The organism is Micromonospora sp. NPDC002296 (genome assembly GCF_040296145.1).
Taxonomy (GTDB): domain Bacteria; phylum Actinomycetota; class Actinomycetes; order Mycobacteriales; family Micromonosporaceae; genus Micromonospora.
This window is the reverse complement of record NZ_JBEOWQ010000006.1, coordinates 62,856-87,660: the sequence shown is the minus strand read 5'-3', so window position 1 is coordinate 87,660 and position 24,805 is coordinate 62,856. Positions and strand designations below refer to the sequence as shown.

25 protein-coding genes and 1 other RNA gene are annotated in these 24,805 nt (G+C 72.4%); 14 read left to right on the top strand and 12 right to left on the bottom strand.

The features are described 5' to 3' along the window. Positions 1-98 precede the first annotated feature (98 nt). Positions 99-1,448 carry a type I glutamate--ammonia ligase gene (gene glnA, locus ABT023_RS07430; RefSeq protein ID WP_350882714.1) on the bottom strand — a complete coding sequence of 450 codons (1,350 nt, stop codon included), beginning with the start codon at positions 1,446-1,448 and terminating at the stop codon, positions 99-101. Positions 1,449-1,682: 234 nt separating this feature from the next. Between glnA and ABT023_RS07425 the strand changes: the two genes are divergently transcribed. After that, on the top strand, positions 1,683-3,443 hold the full coding sequence (locus tag ABT023_RS07425) for an NAD+ synthase (RefSeq protein WP_350882712.1): 1,761 nt from the start codon (positions 1,683-1,685) through the stop codon (positions 3,441-3,443). A gap of 152 nt (positions 3,444-3,595) precedes the next feature. Beyond that, entirely contained in the window at positions 3,596-4,441 is an 846-nt protein-coding gene (gene panB / locus ABT023_RS07420) for a 3-methyl-2-oxobutanoate hydroxymethyltransferase (RefSeq protein WP_350882710.1), read from the top strand. 101 nt (positions 4,442-4,542) lie between these two features. Here panB and npdG read toward each other — a convergent pair whose 3' ends face one another. The 4 genes from npdG to ABT023_RS07400 all read right to left on the bottom strand — a co-directional run bounded on the left by npdG (position 4,543) and on the right by ABT023_RS07400 (position 7,990). After that, complete coding sequence (gene npdG / locus ABT023_RS07415; RefSeq protein WP_350882708.1) at positions 4,543-5,241, bottom strand: NADPH-dependent F420 reductase; 699 nt, start codon at positions 5,239-5,241, stop codon at positions 4,543-4,545. A gap of 83 nt (positions 5,242-5,324) precedes the next feature. After that, complete coding sequence (locus tag ABT023_RS07410) at positions 5,325-6,758, bottom strand: RNB domain-containing ribonuclease (protein ID WP_350882706.1); 1,434 nt, start codon at positions 6,756-6,758, stop codon at positions 5,325-5,327. Positions 6,759-6,876: 118 nt separating this feature from the next. Beyond that, positions 6,877-7,704: a histone gene (locus tag ABT023_RS07405; RefSeq protein WP_350882704.1), complete on the bottom strand. Its 828-nt coding sequence runs from the start codon at positions 7,702-7,704 to the stop codon at positions 6,877-6,879. An 82-nt stretch (positions 7,705-7,786) separates the two neighbouring features. Beyond that, positions 7,787-7,990, bottom strand: a complete 204-nt coding sequence (locus ABT023_RS07400) for a hypothetical protein (protein WP_350882702.1) — start codon at positions 7,988-7,990, stop codon at positions 7,787-7,789. 465 nt (positions 7,991-8,455) lie between these two features. Between ABT023_RS07400 and ABT023_RS07395 the strand changes: the two genes are divergently transcribed. The 7 genes from ABT023_RS07395 (at position 8,456) to ABT023_RS07365 (ending at position 14,366) form a co-directional block, all read left to right on the top strand. After that, the gene (locus ABT023_RS07395) at positions 8,456-8,827 is read left to right on the top strand and encodes a hypothetical protein (RefSeq protein ID WP_350882700.1); all 372 of its coding nucleotides are present in this window, start codon (positions 8,456-8,458) and stop codon (positions 8,825-8,827) included. Continuing rightward, positions 8,824-9,327: a roadblock/LC7 domain-containing protein gene (locus ABT023_RS07390; RefSeq protein WP_350882698.1), complete on the top strand. Its 504-nt coding sequence runs from the start codon at positions 8,824-8,826 to the stop codon at positions 9,325-9,327. The genes ABT023_RS07395 and ABT023_RS07390 overlap by 4 nt, the downstream gene beginning before the upstream one ends. A 107-nt stretch (positions 9,328-9,434) precedes the next feature. After that, positions 9,435-10,283: a nucleotidyltransferase domain-containing protein gene (locus tag ABT023_RS07385; RefSeq protein ID WP_350882696.1), complete on the top strand. Its 849-nt coding sequence runs from the start codon at positions 9,435-9,437 to the stop codon at positions 10,281-10,283. A 107-nt stretch (positions 10,284-10,390) separates the two neighbouring features. After that, on the top strand, positions 10,391-11,614 hold the full coding sequence (locus ABT023_RS07380) for a S8 family peptidase (protein WP_350882694.1): 1,224 nt from the start codon (positions 10,391-10,393) through the stop codon (positions 11,612-11,614). A gap of 115 nt (positions 11,615-11,729) precedes the next feature. Beyond that, on the top strand, positions 11,730-12,041 hold the full coding sequence (locus ABT023_RS07375; RefSeq protein ID WP_350882692.1) for a hypothetical protein: 312 nt from the start codon (positions 11,730-11,732) through the stop codon (positions 12,039-12,041). 110 nt (positions 12,042-12,151) lie between these two features. After that, positions 12,152-12,616, top strand: coding sequence for a hypothetical protein (locus ABT023_RS07370; RefSeq protein WP_350882690.1), 465 nt, complete (start codon positions 12,152-12,154; stop codon positions 12,614-12,616). Positions 12,617-12,854: 238 nt separating this feature from the next. Next, entirely contained in the window at positions 12,855-14,366 is a 1,512-nt protein-coding gene (locus ABT023_RS07365) for a SulP family inorganic anion transporter (protein WP_350882688.1), read from the top strand. Positions 14,367-14,391: 25 nt separating this feature from the next. On the opposite strand, the gene ABT023_RS07360 is transcribed toward ABT023_RS07365, so the two are convergent. Next, entirely contained in the window at positions 14,392-14,766 is a 375-nt protein-coding gene (locus ABT023_RS07360; RefSeq protein WP_350882686.1) for a nuclear transport factor 2 family protein, read from the bottom strand. 243 nt (positions 14,767-15,009) lie between these two features. Between ABT023_RS07360 and ABT023_RS07355 the strand changes: the two genes are divergently transcribed. Continuing rightward, entirely contained in the window at positions 15,010-15,381 is a 372-nt protein-coding gene (locus tag ABT023_RS07355) for a DUF4259 domain-containing protein (RefSeq protein ID WP_350882684.1), read from the top strand. A 167-nt stretch (positions 15,382-15,548) separates the two neighbouring features. Here ABT023_RS07355 and ABT023_RS07350 read toward each other — a convergent pair whose 3' ends face one another. The 4 genes from ABT023_RS07350 to ABT023_RS07335 all read right to left on the bottom strand — a co-directional run bounded on the left by ABT023_RS07350 (position 15,549) and on the right by ABT023_RS07335 (position 18,433). Next, on the bottom strand, positions 15,549-16,154 hold the full coding sequence (locus ABT023_RS07350; protein ID WP_350882682.1) for a hypothetical protein: 606 nt from the start codon (positions 16,152-16,154) through the stop codon (positions 15,549-15,551). A 327-nt stretch (positions 16,155-16,481) separates the two neighbouring features. Continuing rightward, positions 16,482-17,099 carry a class I SAM-dependent methyltransferase gene (locus tag ABT023_RS07345; RefSeq protein ID WP_350882680.1) on the bottom strand — a complete coding sequence of 206 codons (618 nt, stop codon included), beginning with the start codon at positions 17,097-17,099 and terminating at the stop codon, positions 16,482-16,484. 284 nt (positions 17,100-17,383) lie between these two features. Then, on the bottom strand, positions 17,384-17,602 hold the full coding sequence (locus tag ABT023_RS07340) for a hypothetical protein (RefSeq protein WP_350882678.1): 219 nt from the start codon (positions 17,600-17,602) through the stop codon (positions 17,384-17,386). A 465-nt stretch (positions 17,603-18,067) separates the two neighbouring features. Beyond that, positions 18,068-18,433: a hypothetical protein gene (locus ABT023_RS07335; protein WP_350882956.1), complete on the bottom strand. Its 366-nt coding sequence runs from the start codon at positions 18,431-18,433 to the stop codon at positions 18,068-18,070. Positions 18,434-18,763: 330 nt separating this feature from the next. On the opposite strand from ABT023_RS07335, the gene ABT023_RS07325 reads away from it, so the two are divergent. Both ABT023_RS07325 and ABT023_RS07320 read left to right on the top strand, forming a co-directional pair. After that, on the top strand, positions 18,764-19,285 hold the full coding sequence (locus ABT023_RS07325; protein ID WP_350882676.1) for a SigE family RNA polymerase sigma factor: 522 nt from the start codon (positions 18,764-18,766) through the stop codon (positions 19,283-19,285). Continuing rightward, positions 19,278-20,552 (top strand): MreC domain-containing protein, encoded by a 1,275-nt coding sequence (locus tag ABT023_RS07320; protein ID WP_350882674.1) that lies wholly within the window; start codon positions 19,278-19,280, stop codon positions 20,550-20,552. The genes ABT023_RS07325 and ABT023_RS07320 overlap by 8 nt, the downstream gene beginning before the upstream one ends. A 356-nt stretch (positions 20,553-20,908) precedes the next feature. Here ABT023_RS07320 and rnpB read toward each other — a convergent pair. Beyond that, positions 20,909-21,325, bottom strand: an RNA gene (gene rnpB, locus ABT023_RS07315) — RNase P RNA component class A. 230 nt (positions 21,326-21,555) lie between these two features. On the opposite strand from rnpB, the gene ABT023_RS07310 reads away from it, so the two are divergent. Beyond that, positions 21,556-22,317 (top strand): sulfite exporter TauE/SafE family protein, encoded by a 762-nt coding sequence (locus ABT023_RS07310; RefSeq protein ID WP_350882672.1) that lies wholly within the window; start codon positions 21,556-21,558, stop codon positions 22,315-22,317. 138 nt (positions 22,318-22,455) lie between these two features. Then, positions 22,456-22,932, top strand: a complete 477-nt coding sequence (locus ABT023_RS07305) for a MarR family winged helix-turn-helix transcriptional regulator (protein WP_350882671.1) — start codon at positions 22,456-22,458, stop codon at positions 22,930-22,932. A 59-nt stretch (positions 22,933-22,991) separates the two neighbouring features. On the opposite strand, the gene mctP is transcribed toward ABT023_RS07305, so the two are convergent. Then, entirely contained in the window at positions 22,992-24,647 is a 1,656-nt protein-coding gene (gene mctP / locus ABT023_RS07300; protein ID WP_350882670.1) for a monocarboxylate uptake permease MctP, read from the bottom strand. Between the last annotated feature and the right edge of the window lie 158 nt (positions 24,648-24,805).

Sequence of the window (24,805 nt, the reverse complement as noted above, 5' to 3'; positions counted from 1 at the left end):
GCCTCCCGACCACCTACCGCCCGGCGGGGGTGCCGGCGCGGTGATCGAGACGATAGCGGCCCGCCGCAACCCCCGGCGGCCCGCGTCGGCGGTGAGCCCTACAGCGACAGGTAGCGCTGCCGCTCGTACGGGGTGACCTCGCGGCGGTACTGCTCCCACTCGGCCCGCTTGTTGCGCAGGAAGAAGTCGAAGACGTGCTCGCCGAGCACCTCGGCGACCAGCTCGGAGCCGGCCATCACGTCGATCGCCTCGGACAGGTTCTCCGGCAGCGCCTCGTACCCCATGGCGCGGCGCTCGGCGCTGCTCAGGGACCAGACGTCGTCCTCGGCGCCCGGGGGCAGCTCGTAGCCCTCCTCGATGCCCTTGAGGCCGGCACCGAGCAGCATCGCGAAGGCCAGGTAGGGGTTGGTGGCCGAGTCCAGCGAGCGGACCTCGACCCGGGCCGAGTTCGGCTTGCCGTACGCAGGGACGCGGACCAACGCGGACCGGTTCAGGTGCCCCCAGCAGACGTACGCGGGGCTCTCGGTGATCCGGTCCGGCAGCGCCTGCGGGAAGAGCCGCTTGTACGAGTTGACCCACTGGTTGGTGACCGCCGTGTACTCCCGGGCGTGCGTGAGCAGCCCGGCGATGAACGACTTCGCCACCTTCGACAGCTTCATCGGGTCGCCGCTGTCGTGAAACGCGTTGCGCTCCCCCTCGAACAGCGACAGGTGGGTGTGCATGCCGCTGCCCGGCTGGTCGGTGAACGGCTTCGGCATGAAGCTGGCCTGCACCCCGGTGGAGAGGGCCACCTCCTTGACCACGTGCCGGAAGGTCATGATGTTGTCGGCGGTGGTCAGCGCGTCGGCGTAACGCAGGTCGATCTCCTGCTGGCCGGGGGCGACCTCGTGGTGACTGAACTCCACCGAGATGCCGATCCGCTCCAGGGCCAGCACGGCCTGGCGGCGGAAGTCCCGGGCCACCGCGTGGGTGGTGTGCTCGAAGTAGCCGCCGGTGTCGACCGGGACGGGCACCGAGCCGTCCTGCGGGCCGTTCTCCAGCAGGAAGAACTCGATCTCCGGGTGGGTGTAGAAGGTGAAGCCCTTCTCGGCGGCCTTGGACAGCATCCGGCGCAGCACGTGCCGGGGGTCGGCCCAGGACGGGCCGCCGTCGGGGAGCAGGATGTCGCAGAACATCCGGGCGCTCTCGCCGCTCACCCCGCCCTCGAAGGGGAACACCTGGAAGGTGGTCGGGTCGGGCATGGCCACCATGTCGGACTCGAAGACCCGGGCGAAGCCCTCGATCGCCGAGCCGTCGAACCCGATGCCCTCCTCGAAGGCCGCCTCCAGTTCGGCGGGCGCGACCGAGACGCTCTTGAGGGTGCCCAGCACGTCGGTGAACCACAGCCGGACGAACCGGATGTCCCGCTCTTCCAGCGTACGGAGGACGAACTCCTGCTGACGGTCCACTTCCACCCCTCGCGACACTGTTACCCATCACCGGCCGGGCTTACCGCCCAGTCTCCACCGGGTCCTTTACGCAGACGTTACGCGACCTTTCCGGGGCGCGTCCTGTCGTGTCCCGCCACCTGGCGGGCGGGCCGGCGGACCTGCCCCCACGGGGCCCGGGACGCCCGGGCCGGTTGCCGCCGTCTCCCGGCCGCCCGCCGTGTCGGGCCCGTCCGGCTGAGGCAAGATGAGGGCATGCCCACCCTGCGCCTCGCCCTGTCCCAGGTCAATCCGACCGTCGGCGACCTCGACGGCAATGCCGGTCTGGTCCGCCGGTGGACCCGGCGGGCCGCCGACGCGGGCGCCCAGCTCGTCCTGTTCCCGGAGATGACGCTGACCGGGTACCCGGTCGAGGATTTGATCTTCCGTCGGTCCTTCGTCGCCGCGTCCCAGGCCGCGCTGCGCCGCCTCGCCGCCGACCTGGCCGCCGACGGCCTCGGGGAGCTGCCGGTGCTGGTCGGCTACCTGGACGCGGACGGCCCACCGCAGGTCAGCGCCGACGCCCAGCCGGGCCACGGGGCCCGCAACGCCGCCGCCGTGCTGCACCGTGGCGAGGTGGTGGCCACCTACTTCAAGCACCACCTGCCCAACTACGGCGTGTTCGACGAGGATCGCTACTTCGTCCCCGGCGACACGCTGACCGTGGTGCGGGTCGGCGGGGTGGACGTAGCGCTGACCATCTGCGAGGACCTGTGGCAGGCCGGCGGCCCGTTCGCGGTGGCCCGGCAGGCCGGGGTGGGCCTGGTGGTCACCATCAACGGCTCGCCGTACGAGCTGAACAAGGACGACGTCCGGCTGCCGCTGGTGCGCCGCCGGGCCGCCGAGGCGGGCGCCACCGTGGCGTACGTCAACATGGTCGGCGCGCAGGACGAGCTGGTCTTCGAGGGCGACTCGATGATCGTGGGCGCGGACGGGACGCTGCTGACCCGCGCCCCCCAGTTCGTCGAGCACCTGCTGCTGCACGACGTCGAGCTGCCGGCGGCACCGGAGCCGGTCGGCGGCGCCGGGGAGCTGGAAGGCGGGATGCGGATCGAGCGCGCCGAGGTCAGCGACCTGCTGCCGCCGGCCCCGGGCGAGGTGGCGGTCGGCGGGATCATCGAGCCGGCGGCCGACGAGGCCGAGGTGTGGCAGGCGCTGGTGCTGGGCCTGCGCGACTACGTCGACAAGAACCGGTTCCCGTCGGTGGTGCTCGGGCTCTCCGGCGGCATCGACTCGGCGGTGGTGGCGGCCCTCTCGGTCGACGCGCTCGGCCCGGACCGGGTGGTCGGGGTGTCGATGCCCAGCCAGCACTCCTCGGAACACTCCCGCTCCGACGCGGAGGACCTGGCCAAGCGCACCGGGCTGGACTACCGGGTGCAGCCGGTCCAACCGATGGTGGACACCTACCTGGCGAACCTGTCGCTGTCCGGGGTGGCGGTGGAGAACCTCCAGGCCCGGGTGCGCGGGGTGCTGCTGATGGCACTGTCGAACCAGGAGGGCCACCTCGTCCTCACCACCGGCAACAAGAGCGAGCTGGCGGTCGGCTACTCCACCCTGTACGGCGACTCGGTCGGCGGGTTCAACCCGATCAAGGACGTGTGGAAGACGCTGGTCTGGCGGCTCGCGAAGTGGCGCAACGCGGACGCCGCCCGCCGGGGCGAGACGCCGCCGATCCCGGAGAACTCGATCGGCAAGCCGCCGAGCGCCGAGCTGAGCCCCGGCCAGCTCGACAGCGACACGCTGCCCGACTACGACGTGCTCGACCCGATCCTGATCGGGTACGTCGACGGCGACCTCGGCCGGGCCGGGCTCGTCGAGTCCGGCCACGACCCGGCGGTCGTCGAGCGGGTGCTGCGGATGGTGGACACCGCCGAGTACAAGCGCCGGCAGTCGGCGCCCGGCACGAAGATCTCGATGAAGGCGTTCGGGCGGGACCGCCGGCTGCCGATCACCAACCGCTGGCGCGAGGACCGCTGATCCGGCGGGGTACGCCGGTTGCCCGGCGGCCGACCCGCGCCGCCGCCGGGGAGTGAGATCCTGCACTGTCTCCTCCCGCCGCCGCCCGCCCGGTGCGACGATCGCGGCGGAACCCGGGGACCGCGAAGGCGGCCTCGAGGAAGGAGACAGTCATGGTGGAGTCCACCCCGACCGAGGTGACGGCGCTGTACGGCGGCCCGGCCACCCGGCGGGTCCGCACCCGCGACCTGCTCGCCGCCAAGGAGCGCGGCGAGCGGTGGTCGATGCTGACCTCGTACGACCAGTACACGGCGTCGATCTTCGACGCCGCCGGCATCCCGGCGCTGCTGGTCGGCGACTCGGCGGCGAACAACGTCTTCGGCTACGAGACGACGCTGCCGGTGACCGTCGACGAGCTGTTGCCGCTGGTCCGCGCGGTGGTGCGGGCCACCCGGCAGGCGCTGATCGTCGGCGACCTGCCGTTCGGCTCGTACGAGGAGGGGCCGACGCAGGCGCTGCGCACCGCGGTGCGGTTCATGAAGGAGGGCGGCTGCCACGCGGTGAAGCTGGAGGGCGGCCGGCGCTGCGAGGCGCAGATCGCCGCGATCGTCGACGCCGGCATCCCGGTGATGGCGCACATCGGCTTCACCCCGCAGCGCGAGCACACCCTCGGCGGGTACCGGGTGCAGGGGCGGGGCGACGCGGCCGACGACGTGCTCGCCGACGCGCGGGCGGTGACCGAGGCGGGCGCGTTCGCGATGGTGCTGGAGATGGTGCCGGGCGAGGTCGCCGGGCGGATCACCGCGGAGCTGCCGATCCCGACCGTCGGCATCGGGGCCGGCCCGGACACCGACGCGCAGGTGCTGGTCTGGCAGGACATGGCCGGCCTGCGCACCGGGAGGGCCCCGCGCTTCGTGAAGCGCTACGCCGACCTGGCCGGCGCGCTGACCGACGCCACCCGCCGGTTCGCCGACGAGGTCCGCGGCGGCGAGTTCCCCGCCGCCGAGCACACCTTCTGACCGGTACGCGGTTGCGGTGGGCGCCCGGCGGGTGCCCACCGCACGGCCGCCGCGTCCACAGTCGGGGGATGTTCGACCTCGGCGTCTCCCGCCCCGGCGACTCAGAGGTCGGTGACGCGGATGCCGGCGTGCGACTTGTAGCGCTTGTTGATGGCGATCAGGTTGGCGGTGAACGCCTCGATCTGGTGGGCGTTGCGCAGCCGGCCGGCGTAGATCCCGCGCATGCCGGGGATGCGGGCCGCGAGCGCCCCCACGACGTCCACCAACTCGCGGTCCTCGGTGCAGATCAGCACGTCGAGGTCGATCCGGTCGATCTCCGGGTCGGCCAGCAGCGGCGCGCTGACGTGGTTGAACGCGGCGCAGACCCGGGAGTCGGGCAGCAGCCCGGCGGCCTGCTGGACGGCGCTGCCCTCCGCGACGGGCAGCGCGTACGGGCCCTGCTTGTCGAAGCCGAGCGGGTTCACGCAGTCGATGACGATCTTGCCGGCGAGCGGCTGCGCGAGGGCGGCGACGGTGACGGCGTGACCGTCCCACGGCACGGCGATCACCACGACGTCGCTGCGGCGGGCCACCTCGTCGTTGTCGCCGCCGGTGACGGTCGCGCCGGACGGCACCCCGGGCATGGCGGCGATCTCCTCGGCGGCCTGCGCGGCCCGCTCGGCGAACCGGGAGCCGATCAGCACGGTCTGCCCGGCCCGGGCGAACCGGTACGCCAGGCCCCGGCCCTGGTCGCCGGTGCCGCCGATGATCCCGACGGTCAGCCCGGACACGTCGGGCTGCCTGCTCGCGTCGTATGCCATGCGCCCATCCTCGCAAACGGCCCGCCGCGCCGGGGACGCCCACCGCTGTGAGAATCTTCGCTGGAACGGCCGGTGGGGTGCGCTCAGGCCAGCGCGAACAGGACCTTCCGGGCGACCGGGTCGGCGGTGACCAGCCGGACCCGGACCCGTTCCCCCAGCGGCAGCTCGCCCGTGCAGCGGGCCCGCACCGGCGGGGAGTCCAGGGCCACCGTGCCGCCGGGCTGCCGGCCCGGCTTCGGCTGGTCGTTCGGCGGGGTGTCCACGTCGAGCACCGCCGCGTCGAACGTCTCGCCGACCCGGTGCTCCAGCAGCACCGCCTCGGCCAGCTCGACCGCGCCCCGGGTGGCCGCGCCGGCGGTCCGGTCGGTCGCGGCCATCGCCTCCGGCAGCTTCGGCAGCGCGGCCCGGGCCCAGTCGGGCACCGCCCGCCCCTCGTGCAGGGCCAGGCAGACCTCGGTGGCGTACCGGTCGGCCAGCCGGCGCAGCGGCGCGGTGACGTGGGCGTACGCGGCGGCGACCCCGCCGTGCTCCGGCCGCTCGGGCGGCACGCCGTCGAACGCCGTGTACGCGGCACCGCGCATCAGCTCGGCCGCCTGGTCGACGAACGCCGCCGCCCGGGGCTTCGAGGCGTCCAGGCCGGCGAGCACCTCGCCCACGCCCACACCGGCCGGCCAGTCGACGCCGAGCGCGGTGGCCGCGGTGCGCAGCCGGGCCACCGCCTCCGGCTTCGGCGCCGGCATGGTGCGCAGCAGCCCGATCCCGCCGGCCAGCATGAGGTCGGCGGCGGCCATCCCGGTGAGCAGGGAGATCTGGGCGTTGTGGTCCTCCATCGGCACCGGCCCGCGCAGCACCAGCCGCCAGCCGTCGCCGTCCGCCTCGACGTCCTGCTCCGGCAGCGGCAGGTTCACCGCGCCCCGGCGCAGTCCGCGCGCGGTGAGCAGGGCGCCGATCTCGGGCAGCAGGGCGATCGGCTCGGGCAGCCGCCCGGCGTCGGCGTCGGCCTGGACGCCCGCGTAGTCCAGCTTGGCGCGGCTGCGCACCAGGGCGCGTTCCAGCGTGACGGCGACCGTGCCGCCGTCGGGGTCGAGGTCGACGGTCCACACCACGGCCGCCCGGTCTTGGCCCGGCAGCAGGCTGGCCGCGCCCTCACTCAGGGTGTGCGGGTGCAGGGGCACGTTGCCGTCGGGCAGGTACACGGTCTGCCCCCGCCGCCAGGTCTCCTCCTCCAGCGCGCCGCCGGGACGCACGTGCGCGGCGACGTCCGCGATCGCGTACCGGACCCGGAAGCCGCCGCCGGGGCGGCGGGCGAGGTGCATCGCCTGGTCGAGGTCCCGCGAGGTGGCCGGGTCGACGGTGACGAACGGGATGTCGGTGCGGTCGGCGGCGGCGCGGGGCGGGGCGGCTGCCGCCGCCTCGGCCTCGCGCTGCGCCGCGGGCGGGAACTGCTCGGGCAGGCCCAGCTCGCGGCGCAGCGCGCCGAAGTCGATGCGGGGTGCCAGTACGCGTCGGATCACCACGGGGTCAATCCTGACACGGGTGATCCGCTTCCCGGCACCCCCGCGGACCCGCCGCCCGGGCCGCGTACCGGTGCGGATGGCGGGCCGGCGACGGGCGGTCAGCGGCGGGCGGCGATGCTCAGCCGGTGGACTTGCGGGCCGTCGCCCGGGTGCCGCGCGGCGCGCTCGCGCGGGCCGCCGCCGTCCGGGGCGCCGCCGTCCGGGCCGTGGTCTTCTTCGCCGTGGTCTTCGCCGGGGCCTTCTTCGCCGCCGCCTTGCGGGTGGTGCTCGACGAGGTGGCCGTCGCCTTCTTCGCCGGGGCCTTCTTCGCGGCGGCCTTGCGGGCGCCGCCGGTGGGCCGGGTCGAGGCGGCCTTCGTCGCGGCGGTGGTCTTCTTCGCCGGGGCCTTCCTGGCGGCGGCGGTGGTCGTCTTCTTCGCCGCCGTGCCCGTCTTCCTCGCCGCCGGCGCCTTCTTCGCGGTGGTCCTCGCGGCAGCGGTGGCCTTCGCCGCCGCGGTCTTCGCCGCGGTCTTCGTCGCCGCGGCCTTCGTCGCGGTGCCTGCGGCTGCGGTGGTCCGCTTCGCCGCCGTGCCCGCGGCGGCGGTCGTCTTCTTCGCCGTGCCCGCGGCGGCGGGGGCCTTCTTCGCCGTGGTCCTGGTGGCCGGGGTCTTCTTCGCCGGGGCCTTCTTCGCCGTGGTCTTCGAGGCCGGGGCCTTACGCGTGACGATCTTCGTCGTGGCGGCCTTCCTCGCGACCGCCGCCTTCGCCGGCACCCGGCCCGCCCCGGCACCGGAGGCGTTGGGGGACGCCTTGGTCACGGTCGACCCCCGGGCCGCCGCGCCGGCCGTCCCCGAGGGGCGCGCGGCCGTGGCACGGGTCCCGCCCGCGGCCCGCCCGGCCGTGGCGGTCTTCTTCGCGGGCGTACGTTCGGCGGCCGGGCGGGTGGTGGCCTTCTGTGCTTCGGCCATCTGGGTTCCCTCCTTGGGGACATGCGCTCGCGTGCCTCCTCGCGGGGCACGGAGTTCCTCGGCGCGGACGGTCCCGCGCCGCTTATCTGTCCTCCCCGGCCCAACGGGCGTCCTCGGCCTCCCACGCGTCGTTACGCTCCCGCACCTGCTGCAGGGCGTTCTCCGCGTCGGATGCCGAGGCGTACGGTCCGAGCACGTGCCGCGCCGCGCAGACGTCGGCATCGGTCTCGACCCGGTGGTGTCGGGTGCACCAGTAGTAGTGCCCACCACTTCCGCTGTCGCTCATGGGATCACTGTGCACCGCGAACCGCCCGACCGCCACCGGTTCAACCAGAACCGGTAGCGGCTTCCACAGTAGACGTGCTGGTCAGCGGCCGGGCCGGAACCGCGAAACCCGCCGGACCGGGTGCGTCTGCCGTGCCGCGCCGGACGTACCGGCTCGCTTTCCGGCCGACCTGCGGTCAGTTCGACCGGCTGACCGGCCGGTGACCTCGGAGGAGCCGATTGACCTGGGGAACTTCATATCAGCTGGACCCGGGATCAACCATCCGTCGGAGCGTCCCACTTACGGGACTGGCGGGACCAGGAGCTTTGTCCGCTCAGGTCGATGCGACGACCTCCGTGTGCGCCGGGACCGCCCGTGTGCGAGCCTCGTCGGAGCATTTTCACTGCGTCGCGCCACCTGTCATCACGGGGTCACCCTCGGCACGGAGACGGTGGCGCCGGCCAGCCATAGCTGGGGAGAAGAACTGTGGCGAATCTTGACATCGCGCTGAAGAGCGCGATGAGTATCGACGGGGCGATCGGGGTGGCGCTCGTCGACTACAACAGCGGCATGACGCTCGGCGTGGCCGGCGGCACCGGAGAGATCGACCTGACCGTCGCCGCCGCCGGCAACACCGACGTGGTACGCGCCAAGATGCGCACCATCGAGATGCTGAAGCTCGACGACGAGATCGAGGACATCCTCATCACGCTCGGCGGCCAGTACCACCTGATCCGGCCGGTGACCAGCCGCACCGGCAAGGGGCTCTTCCTCTACCTGATGGTGAGCAAGAGCCGGGCCAACCTGGCGATGGCCCGTCACCAGCTACGCATGATCGAGGAGAGCCTGGAGTTGTGAGCGGACTGGACAACACCGGGACGGCTCTCCCCCGCCGCACCGCCCGGCCGCCCGAGGGGATGCCACCACCCCGGTCGCTCCCGCCGTCGCTCGCGGGGAATCCGACGCTGCCGTACCCGCAGATCGGTCAGGCGCTGGCCGAGCTGCGGTTGGAGATCCCCGGGGTGCACGGCTGCGTGCTGGGCGGGGTGGACGGTCTGATGATCACCCACAACATGCAGACCGACGTCGACCCGAGCGACCTGGCGGCGCTCGCGGCGACCACGTACGGCCTGGGTCGTCAGGTCGGCCTGCGGCTGGGGCAGGGCGACTTCCACCAGTCCACGGTCCGCAACGCGCTCGGCTACCTGAGCGTCTACGCGGTCAGCGCGCAGGCGCTGCTCGCCGTGGTCGGGAGCGACACCATCAACGTGGCCCGGCTGCACCTGCACGCCCCGCCGGTGGCCGAGCGGCTCGCCGCCCTGCTCGACGGCGTGACGCCGACCTCCCGGGCACGGTGACCCGGCGCCCGCCGCCGAACTGACCGGACCGGGAGCAGTGACCCGGCGCCCGCCGGCGAACTGACCGGACCGGGAGCACGCGGGCGGGGCGCCGCCACGGTCCGGCCGTGCCGACGCCGCAACCGCTCGTGGCGGCCCGGGGCCACCCGCCCCGGGCCGGCACGCCACAATGCGGCATGGACCCGGACGTACGGCGGTACCTGGCTGACCTGGTCGGGGCGGCCCGCGACGTGCTCGGCGCCGCCGACCTGGTGGGTGCGTACGCGGCCGGCTCGGTCGCCCTCGGCGCGTACCAGGCGGGGCGCAGCGACATCGACGTGGCGCTGGTCTGCGCGCACGCCCTGACCGACGGGCGCAAGCGGGAGCTGGTGGCCCGGCTGCGGCACGAGGCGCTGCCCTGCCCCGCGCGCGGGTTGGAACTGGTCGTCTACCGGCGGGAGGTGGCCCGATCCGGCACCCCGGAGCCGGGCTTCGAGGTCGAGCTGAACACCGGCGCCCGGATGCCGTTCCGGGTGACCTGGTCCGGCGACGGGCGGACGGCGGCGGACGGCCGGTTCTGGTACGGGCTGGACCGCAGCATCCTGCACTCCGGCGGGCTGGCCCTGGCCGGGCCCCCGGCGGTGGAGACGTTCGCCGACCTGACGCCGGCCGACCTGCGCCGGCTGCTGGTGGACGCGCTGACCTGGTGGCTCGCGCTGCCGACGCCGCCCGGCGACGCGCCGGCGGCCGGCGCCGAGGACGCCGTGCTCGGCGCCTGCCGCTCACTGGTGCGCTGCCGCGACGGGGTGTGGCTGCCCAAGGTCGCGGCCGGACGGCGGCTGGTGGAGCGGGGGCATCCCGAGGCGGCGCTGATCGAGCGGGCGATCGCCGCCCGGCACGGCGGCCCGCCGCCGGGCGGCCAGGCCGCGCGGACCTTCCAGCGGACCGTCCTCGACGGGCTGCGCGCGGTGCTATGACCTTACTGATATATAGCCATTCATGGATCTGTCGATAGCCTGTCATCACGATCTCGGGACCGCGTACGACCAGCTCCGACGCGGTCGACGACAGAGGAGACCGACAGATGACGCTCCCCCGCAAGGTCGCTGCCCTCGGCGTGCTGACCGTATCGGCGATGGCCACGGCCATGATCGGCGGCCCGGCCACCGCGGCACCGACGACCGGTGAGATCCGCGCCGCCGGCGGTGCCACCGCCGTCCCCTCCAGCTACATCGTCGTGCTGAACGACGCCGCCGTCGGCGGCAAGGCCGGCACCCGGGTCGCCGCCGTCTCCAGCTCCGCGGACAAGCTCGCGAAGCGCTACGGTGGCGACGTCGCCCAGGTGTACGGCGAGGCGCTCAACGGCTTCGAGGCGCGGCTGTCCGAGGCCGCCGCCAAGCGGCTGGCCGCCGACCCGGCGGTCGCCTGGGTCGAGCAGAACCACGAGGTCACCCTCCAGACCACCCAGGCCAACCCGCCGTGGGGCCTGGACCGGATCGACCAGACCAACCTCCCGCTGAACAGCGCCTACAGCTACACCAGCACCGGGTCCGGCGTCACCGCGTACATCGTCGACACCGGTATCCGGACCACCCACACCAACTTCGGCGGGCGGGCCGTCGACGGCTACGACGCGGTCGACAACGCCCTGCCGGCCGCCGACTGCAACGGCCACGGCACCCACGTCGCCGGCACCGTCGGCGGCTCGACCTACGGCGTCGCCAAGAGCGTCCGGCTGGTGGCCGTGCGGGTGCTCGACTGCGCCGGCAGCGGCACCACCGCCGGCGTCATCGCCGGGGTCAACTGGGTGACCTCCAACCACCAGGCCGGCCAGCCGGCGGTGGCGAACATGAGCCTCGGCGGCGGGCTCAACTCGTCGCTCAACACCGCCGTGGCGAACTCCGTCGCCGACGGCGTCACCTACGCGGTGGCCGCCGGCAACTCCAACGCCAACGCCTGCAACTACTCGCCGGCCTCCGTGGCCAGCGCCATCACCGTCGGCGCGACGCAGAGCAACGACGCCCGCGCGTCGTACTCGAACTACGGCACCTGCGTGGACATCTTCGCGCCGGGCACCAGCGTCCTGTCCGCCTGGTACACCAGCGACACGGCGACCAACACCATCAGCGGCACCTCGATGGCCTCGCCGCACGTGGCCGGCGCCGCCGCCCGCGTCCTGCAGAACAACCCGACCTGGACCCCGGCCCAGGTGGCGTCGTACCTGGTCTCCACCGCCACCCCGAACGTGGTGGGCAGCCCGGGCGCCGGCTCCCCGAACCGCCTGCTGTACGTCTCCCCCGCCAACTGATCCTCCCACCCCCCCTGGTACGGCCCCGGAGCGCCCGCTCGCTCCGGGGCCGCACCGCGTCCGGCGTCAGGCCGGGACGGGCGCGGTCGCGTCGGCCGGCGGGCAGAATGGCGGGGTGACAGACACCCCTGCCCCGCCCCTGACCCTGCAGGTCCACTGCCGAGCGGAGGTCGTGGTGACCGACCCCGAGGCGCTCGTCGCGTACGCCGTGGCCGACCTGCGCGACGCGGACATCGACTGGTCGCAGGAGGAGGACGACCTCGACACGGCGGTCGAAAAGTTGCGGGCCGACATCACCTCGTGCCTCGCCTCGGCCGTGGACCCTGGCGTGCTCGTCGAGGGTGTGCCCGGGGTCGAGTTCCGGGGCGGGCTGTGCTGGGCGGAGTCCGGCCCGGCCCGGGAGCCGTTCCACCCGCCGACCCCATAGCACCCCGGTTCACCTGCTGAAACGGGCGTAACCGACGCCCCCGACGGCGGGTTGATCCCCATGACGTGGGCGAATGCCCGCGGGCACGCGTCACGGCCTGGGGGTGAGCGGTGCAGCGCAGACTTCTCTCCCTCGCCCCGCTGCTCGCCTGCGTGCTCCTGTTGCATCTCGGCTTCGCCCTCGCCACGGCGCTCCCCGGACCCGCCACGACCCACGCCCGGGTGTCGGGCGCCGCGCCGCCCCGCACCGATCCGCCGGTCCGCACGACGCGAGAGGGCGTCGCGTCGCGGGCCGATTCGGTACGGCTCGAAGCGCACCTCCCCGTGGCCACCCTCGCCGCGCCGGCCGGGCAGTCGCCGCAGCGGACCGTGGTGGCGAACTTCGACGGTAAGGCGTGCGGCTCGTTCACCCGTTCCGGGCGCAACAACCCGACGACCGACCGCCGCGACCCGGTGGGCCAGGAGGCGAGCACGCCGCCCGACGCGCCGCTGCGCCGGGCCAACATCGCCGACGGGCGTCCGCTGAGCACGGTCACAGGCCCCGACCCGATCCGGTCGAGCGTCCTGCGCTGCTGACCGGCGCGCGCCGCGAGTCCCGGCCGCACCCGCCCACCCACCGCCTTCCCGAGCCACTGCCGGGCGGGCGGCAGCGGTGGCGACGGCGCAGACCCGACGGCCGGAGCGGCCCCCGCACACCTGTCGACCACGTGCGCCCCACCGACCCGTACCGCCGACCGAAGCCGGCGGTGCGCCCGGCCACACGCCGACGGTGGCGCGCCTCCGTTGCTCGCCCCATCGCATCCCGGAGTGAACCATGCCGTTTCCCGCCCAGCCCTGGCGCACCCTCCGTGCCGACCTGCCCGCCTCGCTCGTCGTATTCCTCGTCGCGCTGCCGCTCTGCGTCGGCATCGCCGTCGCCTCCGGCGTACCCGCCGAACTGGGCCTGGTCACCGGCGTGGTCGGCGGCCTGCTCGTGGGGCTCATGCCCGGCAGCAGCATGCAGGTCAGCGGCCCGGCGGCCGGGCTGACCGTGCTGGTCGCCGAGGCCGTGGACCGCTACGGCCTGGCCGGCCTCGGCACGATCGTGCTGGTCGCCGGGCTGCTCCAGGTCGGGCTGGGGCTGCTGCGGCTCGGCCGCTGGTTCCGGGCCATCTCGGTGGCCGTGGTGCAGGGCATGCTCGCCGGCATCGGCCTGCTGCTCATCGTCGGGCAGCTCTACGTCCTGGCCAGCGCCGCCACGCCGCACACCGGGCCGGGCAAGTTCACCGGTCTGCCCGGCCTGGTGGGCGACCTCGTCACGTCCACCACGGCGCAGGTCTCGCTCTGCGTCGGCGTCGCCACCATCGTGATCATGGTGCTCTGGGACGCCCTGCCCGGCCGGCCGGGGACGGTTCCCGGCGCGCTGGTCGCCGTCGCCGGGGCGGCCGGGGCCACCGCCGTGCTCGGGCTGCCGGTGGACACGATCAGCGTCGAGGGCCTGATCGAGGCGGTACGGCCCTCGCTCGGGCACTGGGGCACGTTGGCGGACGTCGGCGTGCTCGCCACCGTCGCGACGTTCACCCTGGTCGCCTCGGCGGAGAGCCTGTTCAGCGCGGCGGCGGTCGACCGGCTGCACCAGGGCCCGCGCACCGACTTCGACCGGGAACTCGTGGCGCAGGGCGCCGGCAACACCGTTTGCGGCCTGCTCGGCGCGCTGCCGATGACGGCGGTCATCGTACGCAGCTCCGCGAACGTGCGGGCCGGCGCGCGGACGAAGGCGTCCCGGGTGCTGCACGGGGTGTGGCTGCTGCTGTTCGCCGCCGCCGCGCCCGGCCTGCTCGGGCTGATCCCGCTGCCCGCGCTGGCCGCCGTGCTCGTCCACGCCGGGGTGAAGCTGCTGCCGCTAAGGGCGGTGCCGCAGCTGTGGCGGGGGCAGCACCAGGGCGAGGTTGTGGTGCTGGCCGTGACCGCCACGGCCATCCTCACCATGGACATGTTCACCGGCGTGCTCGTCGGCCTCGGCCTGGCCATCGTCAAGACGGCGTGGGAGACCTCCCACGTGCGGGTCACCGTTCGTGACCGCGGGCCCGGCCCCGTTGATGTCGCCATCTCCGGCAACGCCACCTTCCTGCGGCTGCCCACCCTGCTCACCAGGCTGGGCGACCTCCCGTCCGACCGGACCGTACGGCTGGACCTGTGTGGCCTGCGGCATGTGGACCTCGCCTGCCGGTCGGCGCTGGACTCCTGGATCGAGACGCACAACGGCAACGCGGGGGTGTCCGTGCAGATCGTCGCGCCGCGCCCGGCCGAGGACGACCGGCCCCGGACGGTCGACGCCACCGAGTGACCCCGTCCCGTGGGCCGGGCCGCGTTCAGGCCGGGCTGATGTGGGCCGCCAGGATCCGCCAGCCGCGATCACCGTACGTCCACGTCCTGGTGTACCGGAGCCTCGCCGTGACCGGGACGCCACCGAAGGTCCCCGTAACCCGGCCCAGGAAGAACGTCACCCCGGTCGTCCCCTCGACGATCAGGTCCAGTTCTTCCTCCACCAGCTCGTCGATGACGGAGGTCCGGTCGCGGTGGGCGATCAGGTCGTCCTGCTTGGTGAACCTGTTCCCGTCCGGGCCGAAGGCGATCAGGCGCTCGTCGAGCAGCCGGTCGAAGGCGGCCACGTCCCCGGCCCGTTGGGCGGCCTGAAGCCGCCGCTCGGCGTCGAGCAGCTCGGCCTCGAGTTCGCTGTCCGGCATCGTGCCATCCTCCTCGGGACGGACCTCGTCGGCAAGCCCGGTCGCTGCCCGAGACGCCGCCGTTCGGCCGCCGGGCGTCCGGCCCGCCCCGACGTACCGAGGTTGGGGAGGACGGCCGGGCCCCGACCTCACGACCCTATGCGAGTCGCCCGGGTCGCACGGGACAACGGGCGTCCGAAAGTACCGTCGGTGGGACCTGCTTCGATACCGGTCGGATTCGAGCGCGAAGAGGGTGCGGACACCATGGGAACCTGGGGCAGTGGGAACTTCGACGACGACACGGCGGCCGACCACCTGTCGGACCTGACCAACCGGCTGATCGCCGAGGTCACCGAGGCGATGGCCGGCGACCCGTCCGGGATCGAGCCGGACGACTACTGGGGCGTCGCGGTGCCCTGCAACCTGGAGCTGCTGCACCTCATCGCGCGGCAGAACTACGTCGGGGCCGTCCTGCCCGACCCGGCCACCATCGCCGCCTGGAAGACCCGGTTCCTGGCCGTCTGGGACGAGGCGATCGACGGCCTGGAGCCCGGCCCGGAGTACCGGGCACAGCGGCGCGAGGTCCTCGTGCGGACCTTCGACCAGCTGGCCGAGCTGGCGACCAGCAAGAGCTGACTCGCAGCGGGACAGGTCCTTGAGCTGCCGCTTGCCGGCCGCCGGAACCCGGGCTGGCAGGTGCCACCACCGTCTCGGGCGATGGCAGACGGCGGCCGGCGGTGTGGGGCGTCGCGGCCCTTCCGGCGGCCGGCCTGCCGAGCGGGCCCCCGGGTACAGGTCCCCGGCTAGACGAGCAGGGTCTCGAACCGGCCCTCGCGGCGGCGGACGTGTCCGCGCCAGCCGGCGAGCAGTGCGATGACGGTCCAGCCCACGGCACCGAAGGTCAGCGCCACCAGCCTCCCACGGGAGTCGACCCGATCGGCGTCCCGGAGTGGCACCACCCCGTCCGGATCGGTGAGCACGACCAGGGTGCCGCCGATCCGGTAGCCCGGGTTGCTGCCCCGATAGATCATTTGCTCGGCGAGCGGCCCGTCCTCGCCCCGGAGATTGAACGCGTGTCGCTTACCGACGACCTCGACGTTGACGATGGTCACCTGCTGACGGACGCCGCGCGCCTCCAGCACCGCCTCGGGGGCGAGCTGCACCGACCCCACGAGGACGAACAGGGCGGGAACCATTGCGAGGAAGGCCAGCCACGCCGCCCGGTGCAACACACCCACGACCGACGCGAAGACGACGCAGAGGGCGAGGCCGGCGATGATCGGCACCGCCTTCGGCCAACCGACCGTGGCGTACGCGACGGCGGTACTCAGCCCGACGACGGCCAGGCCGAGCAGCACCACCAGCAGGGTCCTCCGGACCGACCTGCCGGCCGACCATGCGCCCGCCACCGGAACGCGACCGGTCGGGGGGCCTCCGGCCTGAGCGACGCCGTACGGATACGGATACGGCTGCGGCTGGGCATGGGGATGGGGCTGGGCATGGGGATGGGCCGGCCCCGGCCGGCCGGCTCCCCCGTCGACTGGTCGCCAGGGGCCAGGCTGCATTCGGCCTGGTGGGGTGGGGTGGTGAGGCACAGCAAGATCGTAACAACCACCCGACCCCCACCCCGCTGCCGGCGGAGGTCACGATCGGAGAGCACGCGTCACGTGCCGATGCCGGCGGGGCGCGCAGCGGACTTTGCCCGGATCGCGGAACGACCGGCCCGCCCGATCAGCTCACGGTCGCCGTGCCCAGAACAGGGTGTGTCCGCTGGTGCCCTCGGGGACGAATTCCTCCGCGGCGATCGTCAGTCCGGCCCGCCGCAGCCAGGACCGGTAGGTGGGGGCGTCCGCCTGGCTCCACCACATGGCGGCGGGACCGCCGAGCCAGGCGTCCTCGGTGCCGGTCCACGCGTCGTGGCCGACGGTGGCCAGCAGCCAGCCGCCGGGGCGTAGCCACGTCGCGATCCGCTCGGCCAGACGCGGCTGGTCGGGCAGGGGCATGTGGATTAGGGCGTAGAGGCAGACCACGGCGTCGAACGACTCCGGTGCCAGGTCGAGCTGGGTGGCGTCCGCACGCAGGAAGGTGGCGGTGGGCACCAGACGGCGGGCCCGTTCGACCTGCACGTCGCTGATGTCGACGCCCGTGACCTGGTGCCCGGCGTGGGCGAGGAAGCGGGCGACCGGCACGCCGCAGCCGCAGCCGAGGTCGAGGACCGCCGCCGAGGCCGGCAGGCGCTGGTGCAGGTCGACGAGCCAGGGCGCGTACTGGCCGTCGCCGGCATCGTCCGCGCGGTAGTGGTAGGAGAGCACGTCGTAACCTCGTCGGACCAGGTCCCGCTCGTCGTCGCCCATCCCGGTGAGACTACGAGTCCCGATGCCGGTTGCCGATCCGGTTTCTACGGCGGCTCGGCTCCTCCACTCACGCGTCCGGCTGTGCCCGGGGGGGCTACCCGGTGAGCCGGTTCGTCCGTTGCCGGTGGCTCACAGCGACGGCAGGTAGTGCCGTCTGCCACTCGGGTACGCCGACGATCCCGGCTTTGCGTGCCGCACAGCCGGCCAGCCGCACGCCTGCGGACTGCCGCCCCGCGTGCGGCCTCCGACCACTGCCGCTACTGCCAGTTTGACGAAAATGACACTCAGTGCGGCAGCTCGCGCCAGGTCGGGCTGCTCCCGCGCCAAGCCCCGGCGAGGATGCTCGCCGAGCTGCGGCTGGAACACTCCAGCACCTTCGAACGGCCCTGCGCGCCACCGATCTGCGCCTGAACTTCCCAGCGCTGACCATCAGTACGGATGTAGATGTCGCGACGTCCCCGCGGCGTCGCCTCCCCGTTCCACCAATGCTCCTCGACGTTCACCTCGCGACCGTACCAGGAGACGCCGATACCGCCAGGATCGTGTCCCTGCCCCCCGGCCCGGGACGAGCCCCCGCATCCGCACCCCGACCCCTCGCCCGCTCCCGGCTTGTTCGGCACAGAGTCCGCGGCCCGACACGAACAGTCGATGGTCCATCTGACGCGCGGCCGAAACACTCACAGTCAGTAGCCACCGACCTGGGGTTTTGCAACGGACAGCAAACTGCCGGGGCGCCGCCCTGCCGCCGCGCGACAGGGCATCGCGTGGCCCCAATATCCGGATTGCCAGAATTACAGCGGGCCTGGAGCATCCACGCGATGAACGTCGTCACCCAGCGAATCCCACACCCCTTGGAACCAAACGGTCACCCCGGGTGTCACCACGTCACCCGCCGTACGGTTCGGTCCCGTTGACCTGGAACAGGAGCCCGGCCCCGACCGCTGTGGGCCGTCGCCGAGCCGTCGGGGCTACCGGGCCCGTAGGTACTTGCTCCATGCGGGTCCGGAGCGCCTGTCGCCGCGCTTCACCGCCATGGCGTACGCCGACTTGTCGCACGCGCCGATCCTCAGCAGGTCCAGGTCGCCGCAGGAGAAGAGGACGTCGTAGAACGGCGCCAGCATCTCGTCGGTGTACCTGAACTGCACAAACAACACCTGCAACGGCGTGCCGAACTCCTTGGCGACACCGTTGACATCAGCGCCTCCATCGATCAGCCGCCGGAGCACCGGGGCCTCGATCGCGGAATCAAGCGCCGCGTTGCCGAGCATTGCGTGCAAGGTGTTCACCCCGTCGGCGGAGGTCATCCGGGCGTCGGCTCCGTCATCGAGGAGCACGACCCGGCAGGCCGCAGCCGCCATCCCGTTCCGGGTCGTCAACGGCCGGCCGGTCAACCCGGGCGAGCGCGCCCACGTCCGCTACGGCCGCAACCGCCTCGGACACTGGGGCGAGGCGCAGTGCGATCCGCCATGATCGCCGACGCCGCAGTGACCGCCACGCCACCGAGGCCCGGGATCTGACCGAGGAAACCGGGCTGGTCGTCACCCTCACCGACCCAAGGGTCGAGATGATCGATCGTCAAAAAGTTCCGGAGTCACGGCAACGTTTGCTGGGGTCGAGAACGTAAGTAGTGGCCGTGAGATTGAAACTGAGGGTGCGGGTGGCTGATGCATGATCGCGAGGATAAGGAGGTGACAGCCTTTGTACGGGCGCGTTACGGATCGCTACTCCGGACCGCCTTCCTGCTGTGCGGAGACCGAGGGAAAGCCGAGGATCTTGTCCAGACGACGTTGGCCAAGACGGTTGTGGCGTGGTCTCGGCTGCAACGCTCAGAAGGCGTCGATCACTACGTTCGGCGCATTCTAGTCAACACCTTCGTGACCTGGAGGCGGCGCCGATCCTGGTGGGAACAGCCCTTGGGTCGGCTGGTGGAGAGTCAGGCACGCGACGAGTACGTGGGGGTGGAACAGCGGGACTTGCTCCGCCGGGCGTTGGACGGGCTGCCAGCACGACAGCGTGCCGCCGTCGTACTGCGCTTCTACGAGGACCTGTCCGAGCAGGACACGGCGCGCGTACTGGGTTGTTCGGTTGGCACGGTCAAGAGTCTTTCATCAAGGGGTCTGCAGACTCTGCGTAAGCAGTGGGTTGAGGCCGACCCTGTTGCTGATCAAGAGGTGCGCTATGCATAACACGACCGAGTTGCGTGACGGCCTGGCGGATCTGGCCGAGTCGGTGGTACCGACCGAGGGCTATGAAGGCAAGATCATGCGGCGGGCAGACCGGCGTCGCGGGCGGCGGCGTATCGCCGCCGGAGCCGCAGCTGCAATCTGCTTGGCGGTGCTGGTCACGATGTTTCGGGTTGTCGGATTCGGGTCCACACCGCAACTCGCTGCACCGCCGCCGGATGGCCCGTTTCTGGGCTGGTCCCCGGTGGGAGATGTGGACGCTGGCCTGGTACGTGAGGCCACCGGCGTCTGGGACCGTACCAACTCGGCCGGCCCACACACTGATGTTCGGGCCCTTGTCGCGACGCGCCATCCACGCCTGCGCTCGACGGTGGTCGTCCTGCAGGGATACGACAAGCAGGGCGACGCGCGGTTGGCGTTCTTCACCGGTGATTCCGGTGCGGCGGACGCCTTGCGGATGCGGGTTGATCGGCCAGCGCCCGACCCGCTGGAGACTCAGGTGATAAGTCTGGTCAGTCCTCGGTTGTCCGGAGCCGCCGGCGTGGTTAGTAATGACTCCGGGGAAACCTATGCCATTGCCCTCGCCATGCCGGGCGTGACAGCGGTGCGGGTGTCGAGTACCGCAGTCGATGATGAAATGATACAAGAACCGGACGGACCTACCAGTCGTCTTGTTGTAAAGCGATTCCCGATCGCTGTGACCGCGCAGACGACGACGATCGCGGGGTTCACCAAGCCGAAGCGACCGTTCGCCAGCCTCACGAAGGTGTTCGAGGTACCTGGTGAGGACGGTGTTAACGGCGACGCGCGGGCCGTACCCGCTGAGGTAGTCGGCAGGAACGGCCAACAGATTATCGTGGCGTTTCCGAAGGATCAGGCAGTCCGGCAAGGGCAACTAGCCGTTGTCGCCGAAGGTCTGGTCGGACGCGTAACGGCAGTCGATGCCGTCCGAGGTGAAGCCACTGTCGACCTCGTTACCAGCACCGGATTCGCTGGCCAGGTGTACACCAATATCAGTAATGTTCCGGGTTCCGTACGTGGCACCGGCGGAAAGCTGGTCATGGAAGGCATTCCCGCAGATGGTGAGGTTTACCAGACCAACCGTGTCTTGATGCCGGATCCGTCCCAGCGGAGCAATCAGGTTGGCGCTGTCACGATCGGGCGAGCATCTGCGGACAAGGCGGCAGGCGGGACCACGGTGGAGCTTACGCCAACAGCCGGCCTTGCCAACCTGACCAGATTGTCGATCATGACGCCATCCGCCCCCTGACGGCGGCCCCGCCGACGGGGCGGTGAGCCACCGACAGCCGCCGGGACACCGCACCACCGCAGGCAGGAACCAGGCCCAGAGGGGCCGTGACGGAAGCCGGCGGGGCTGGTCTGGTCTTGTGGTCGGGGCTTCCGGCAGCCCCGCTCCGGAACCACCGAACGCCGCCCCCGGAAAGGCCCTCACGACGGCGGCAGCCGGCCCGGCCCGAGGCAAGGTCAACTGAACCCGCGCTCAGGGCGTCTCCAGGGCGTCCTCCAGGGCGTCAAACGTCGGCCGATGCTGACCATGAACGACCATCGACACCCGGACATAGAACCAGCTCAGAGCCTTGATCACGGCTCTGAGCTGGTGGGCGACGGACGAGTCGACCTGTACGCCGGATTCTGTGCCCGGCGCGTACCCCTCGCGGGGTCCGCGCCGGCGGCGGCCATCCATCTAGGCCTGCCGTCGCCGGCAGGCTCGTGCGGCCTACCCGCAGACATCGGGCGGGCAGCCCTCAAGCGTCTGCGCTGGGCCGTCACCTCGCGGTGATGGCCCATTTTGGCCTTGCTCCGGGTGGGGTTTACCGAGCCATCCCGGTCACCCGGGATGCTGGTGGGCTCTTACCCCACCGTTTCACCCTTACCGTCCCCGTTGGGGTCGGCGGTCTGTTTTCTGTGGCACTGTCCCGCGGGTCGCCCCGGGTTGCCGTTAACAACCACCCTGCCCTGTGGAGTCCGGACGTTCCTCGGCGACGGGCCGGAGCCCGTCGACGCGACCGCCCGGTCGACTCGTCCGTCGCTCGCCCATCCTAACGACGGGGCGTGCGCGTCTATTGCGCGCACCCGTCGGTGAGTGTCCGCCTTCGCGCAGGGGATGCCGATCGGCCAGGGGATGCCGATCGTCACGATGCCCAGCCCGGCGTACAGCCCGGTCCGGATCGGCCCCGGCCCCGTGGCCACCGAGCCCGCCGGCACGACCGGGGCCGGGCCGGGGGTGGCCGTACGTACTAGCCTCGGGGATCGTGGATCTCTCCAGCGCTGCGCTCCTGGTCACCGCCGGTCTCGCCGCGGGCACGGTGAACGCGGTGGCCGGGGGCGGTTCGCTGATCACCTTCCCGGCCCTGATCGCGATCGGCCTGCCGCCGGTGCCGGCGAACGTGACCAACTCCGTGTCGGTCTTTCCCGGGTACGTGGCCAGCGTGGCGGGCAGCCGGGCGGACCTGCCGCGCGGGCGGGCGCTGTGGCTGCTGCTGCCGACCACCGTCGCCGGCGCGATCGTCGGCTGCCTGCTGCTGCTGGCCACCCCGGCCCGCGCGTTCGAGCTGACGGTGCCGTTCCTGGTGCTCGGGGCCACCGCCGTGCTCGCCTTCCAGGATCCGCTGCGCCGCCTCGTCGGGCACCCGGCCGACCTGACGCCGCGCCGTCGTACCGTGACGGTGCAGGCCATGGTCGCGGTCGGCGCGGTGTACGGCGGCTACTTCGGCGCGGCGCTGGGGGTGATGCTGGTGGCCGGCCTGGCCCTGGTGCTGGACGCGACGCTGGCCCGGGTATCGGCGGTCAAGAACCTGCTCTCCGCCACGGTGGGGCTGACCACGCTGGTGGTCTTCGCGCTGTTCGGCCCGATCAACTGGGCCGCCGTCGCGGTGGTCGCCCCGGCGACCCTGGTCGGCGGGTACGCGGGCGCGCGGCTGGTCCGCCGGCTGCCTCCGGTGGTGCTGAAGACGCTGATCGTGGTGTTCGGCACCGGCATCGGCCTGTACCTGCTCTGGCGCGCGCTGCGCTGAGGCCGCAACCGGGGCCGGCAGGACGTGGGCTCAGCGGCGGGTCAGTACGCTCGCCGACCGCCGAGAGGTACGCCGGTCTGCTCCACCCCGCTCCCACATAGCTGCATGATACAGACAATTCGGTTGTATCATGCAGTCATGAGCGACGACCACACCACGGGAAGCGGGCCGGACGAGACCGCCCTCGCGCGCATCGAGACCGAGGTGGCGATGCTGATGCGCCTCGGCGAGGCGACCCGGCGGGCCACCGGCACCGCCGAGCACCGGGTGCTGGACCGCGCGGCGTACGTGATCCTGCGGCACCTGGCCGTGGCCGGGCCGCAGAACGTGTCGGCGCTGGCCGCCCGGCTCAACCTCGACGGCTCCACGGTCACCCGCCAGGTATCGGCGATGCAGCGGGACGCCCTGATCGCCCGGTCCCCCGACCCGACCGACGGCCGGGGCACGGTCATCTCCCCCACCCCGGCGGGGCTGCACCGGATGGAGGCCGTGCGGGCGGCCCGCACCCGGCTCTACGGGGACATCCTCGCCGACTGGACGCCCGGGGACCGGGGCACCCTCGCCGACCTGCTCGCCCGGCTCAACGAGGCCCTGGAGAACCACACCCGCCGCTGATCCCGGCCGAGTGGGCACGCGGAAGGGCCCCAGGTCGACCTGGGGCCCTTCCGCGCCGCTCAGGCGACGGGTTCGGGGGCGGCGTCCGCGTCCCGGGCGGCACCGGGGGTGACGCGCGGGTCGCCCTCGTCGGCGAAGTAGTCGTCCGGGGTGGTGCCGTCGGCGCCCTCGGCCACCTTCGCAACCCGCAGGGCCAGGGTGACCAGGGCGGCGACCACGAGGTTCACCAGCACGGCCACGATGCCGACGTAGATCGTCTTCGTGGTGTCCAGGCCGAATTCGCCCAGCGGGAACGCCGAGCCGCCGAAGTGCGCCCGCTTCGTCGCCAGGTTGGGGATCTGGTAGAGCATCCACATGCCCAGCCCCATGCCGGCCGCCCAGCCGGCGACCAGCGCGCCCCGGTGGAACCAGCGGGTGTAGAGGCCCAGCGCCACCGCCGGCAGCGTCTGGAGAATGATCACGCCGCCGATGAGCTGGAGGTCGATGGAGAACTGCGGGTCGAGGAAGACGATGCAGGCCACCGCGCCGACCTTCACCACCAGCGAGGTGATCTTCGAGACGTTCGCCTCCTGGGCGGGGGTGGCGTCCCGCTTCAGGTACTCCTTGTAGATGTTGCGGGTGAACAGGTTCGCCGCCGCGATCGACATGATCGCCGCCGGCACCAGCGCGCCGATGCCGATGGCCGCGTACGCGACCCCGGCGAACCAGTCCGGGAACTGCTGGTCGAACAGCACCGGCACCACCGTGTTGCTGTCCACGGAGCCGGCGGTCGCCCCGGGCAGCGGCTTCACCCCCGCCGCGATGGCCATGAAGCCGAGCAGCGCGATCAACCCCAACACCAGGCTGTACGCGGGCAGCGCCGACATGTTCCGCTTGATCACGTCCCGGTTCCGGCTGGCCAGCACGCCGGTGATGCTGTGCGGGTACAGGAACAGCGCCAGTGCCGAGCCGAGCGCCAGGGTGACGTACTGGAGCTGGTTGTTGGCGTTGAGCAGGATCCCGTCGTTCGGGTTCGGCGACGCGGCGAACTTCGCCTCGGCTGCGTCGAAGATGCTGCCCCAGCCGCCCAGCTTCTGCGGCAGCCAGATCACCGCCACCAGGATCACGACGTAGATCAGCGTGTCCTTCACGAACGCGATCAGCGCCGGCGCGCGCAGCCCCGACTGGTACGTGTACGCGGCCAGGATCGCGAACGCGATGATGATCGGCAGGTGCCGGGCCACCGCGCTGTCCCCGGTCACCCCCATGGTCTTGAGCACCGCCTCGATGCCGACGAGCTGCAACGCGATGTACGGCATGGTGGCGACGATGCCGGTGATCGCGATGAGCAGCGCCAGCACCGGCGAGTCGAACCGGCTGCGGACGAAATCGGCCGGGGTGACGAAACCGTGCCGGTGCGAGACCGACCAGAGCCGGCACAGCACCAGGAACACCAGCGGGTAGATCACGATCGTGTACGGCACGGCGAAGAACCCGGCCGCACCCGCACCGAACATCAGCGCCGGCACCGCCACGAAGGTGTACGCGGTGTACAGGTCGCCGCCGACCAGGAACCAGGTGACCCAGCCGCCGAAGCTGCGCCCGCCCAGCCCCCACTCGTCGAGGTGCGCCATGTCCTTCGGCGCCCGCCACCGGGCCGCGACGAAGCCCATGGCGCTGACCAGCAGGAACAGCACCGTGAAGACAATGATCTCGGTCAGGTGGTCGCGCCACATCACTGCATCACCTTCGTTCGCGACTGCGGGGCTCGCAGGCCCGGCTCACTCCTCGCGCTCACCTGCATCACCTTCGTTCGCGACTGCGGGGCTCGCAGGCCCGGCTCACTCCTCGCGCTCACCTGCATCACCTTCGTTCGCGACTGCGGGGCTCGCAG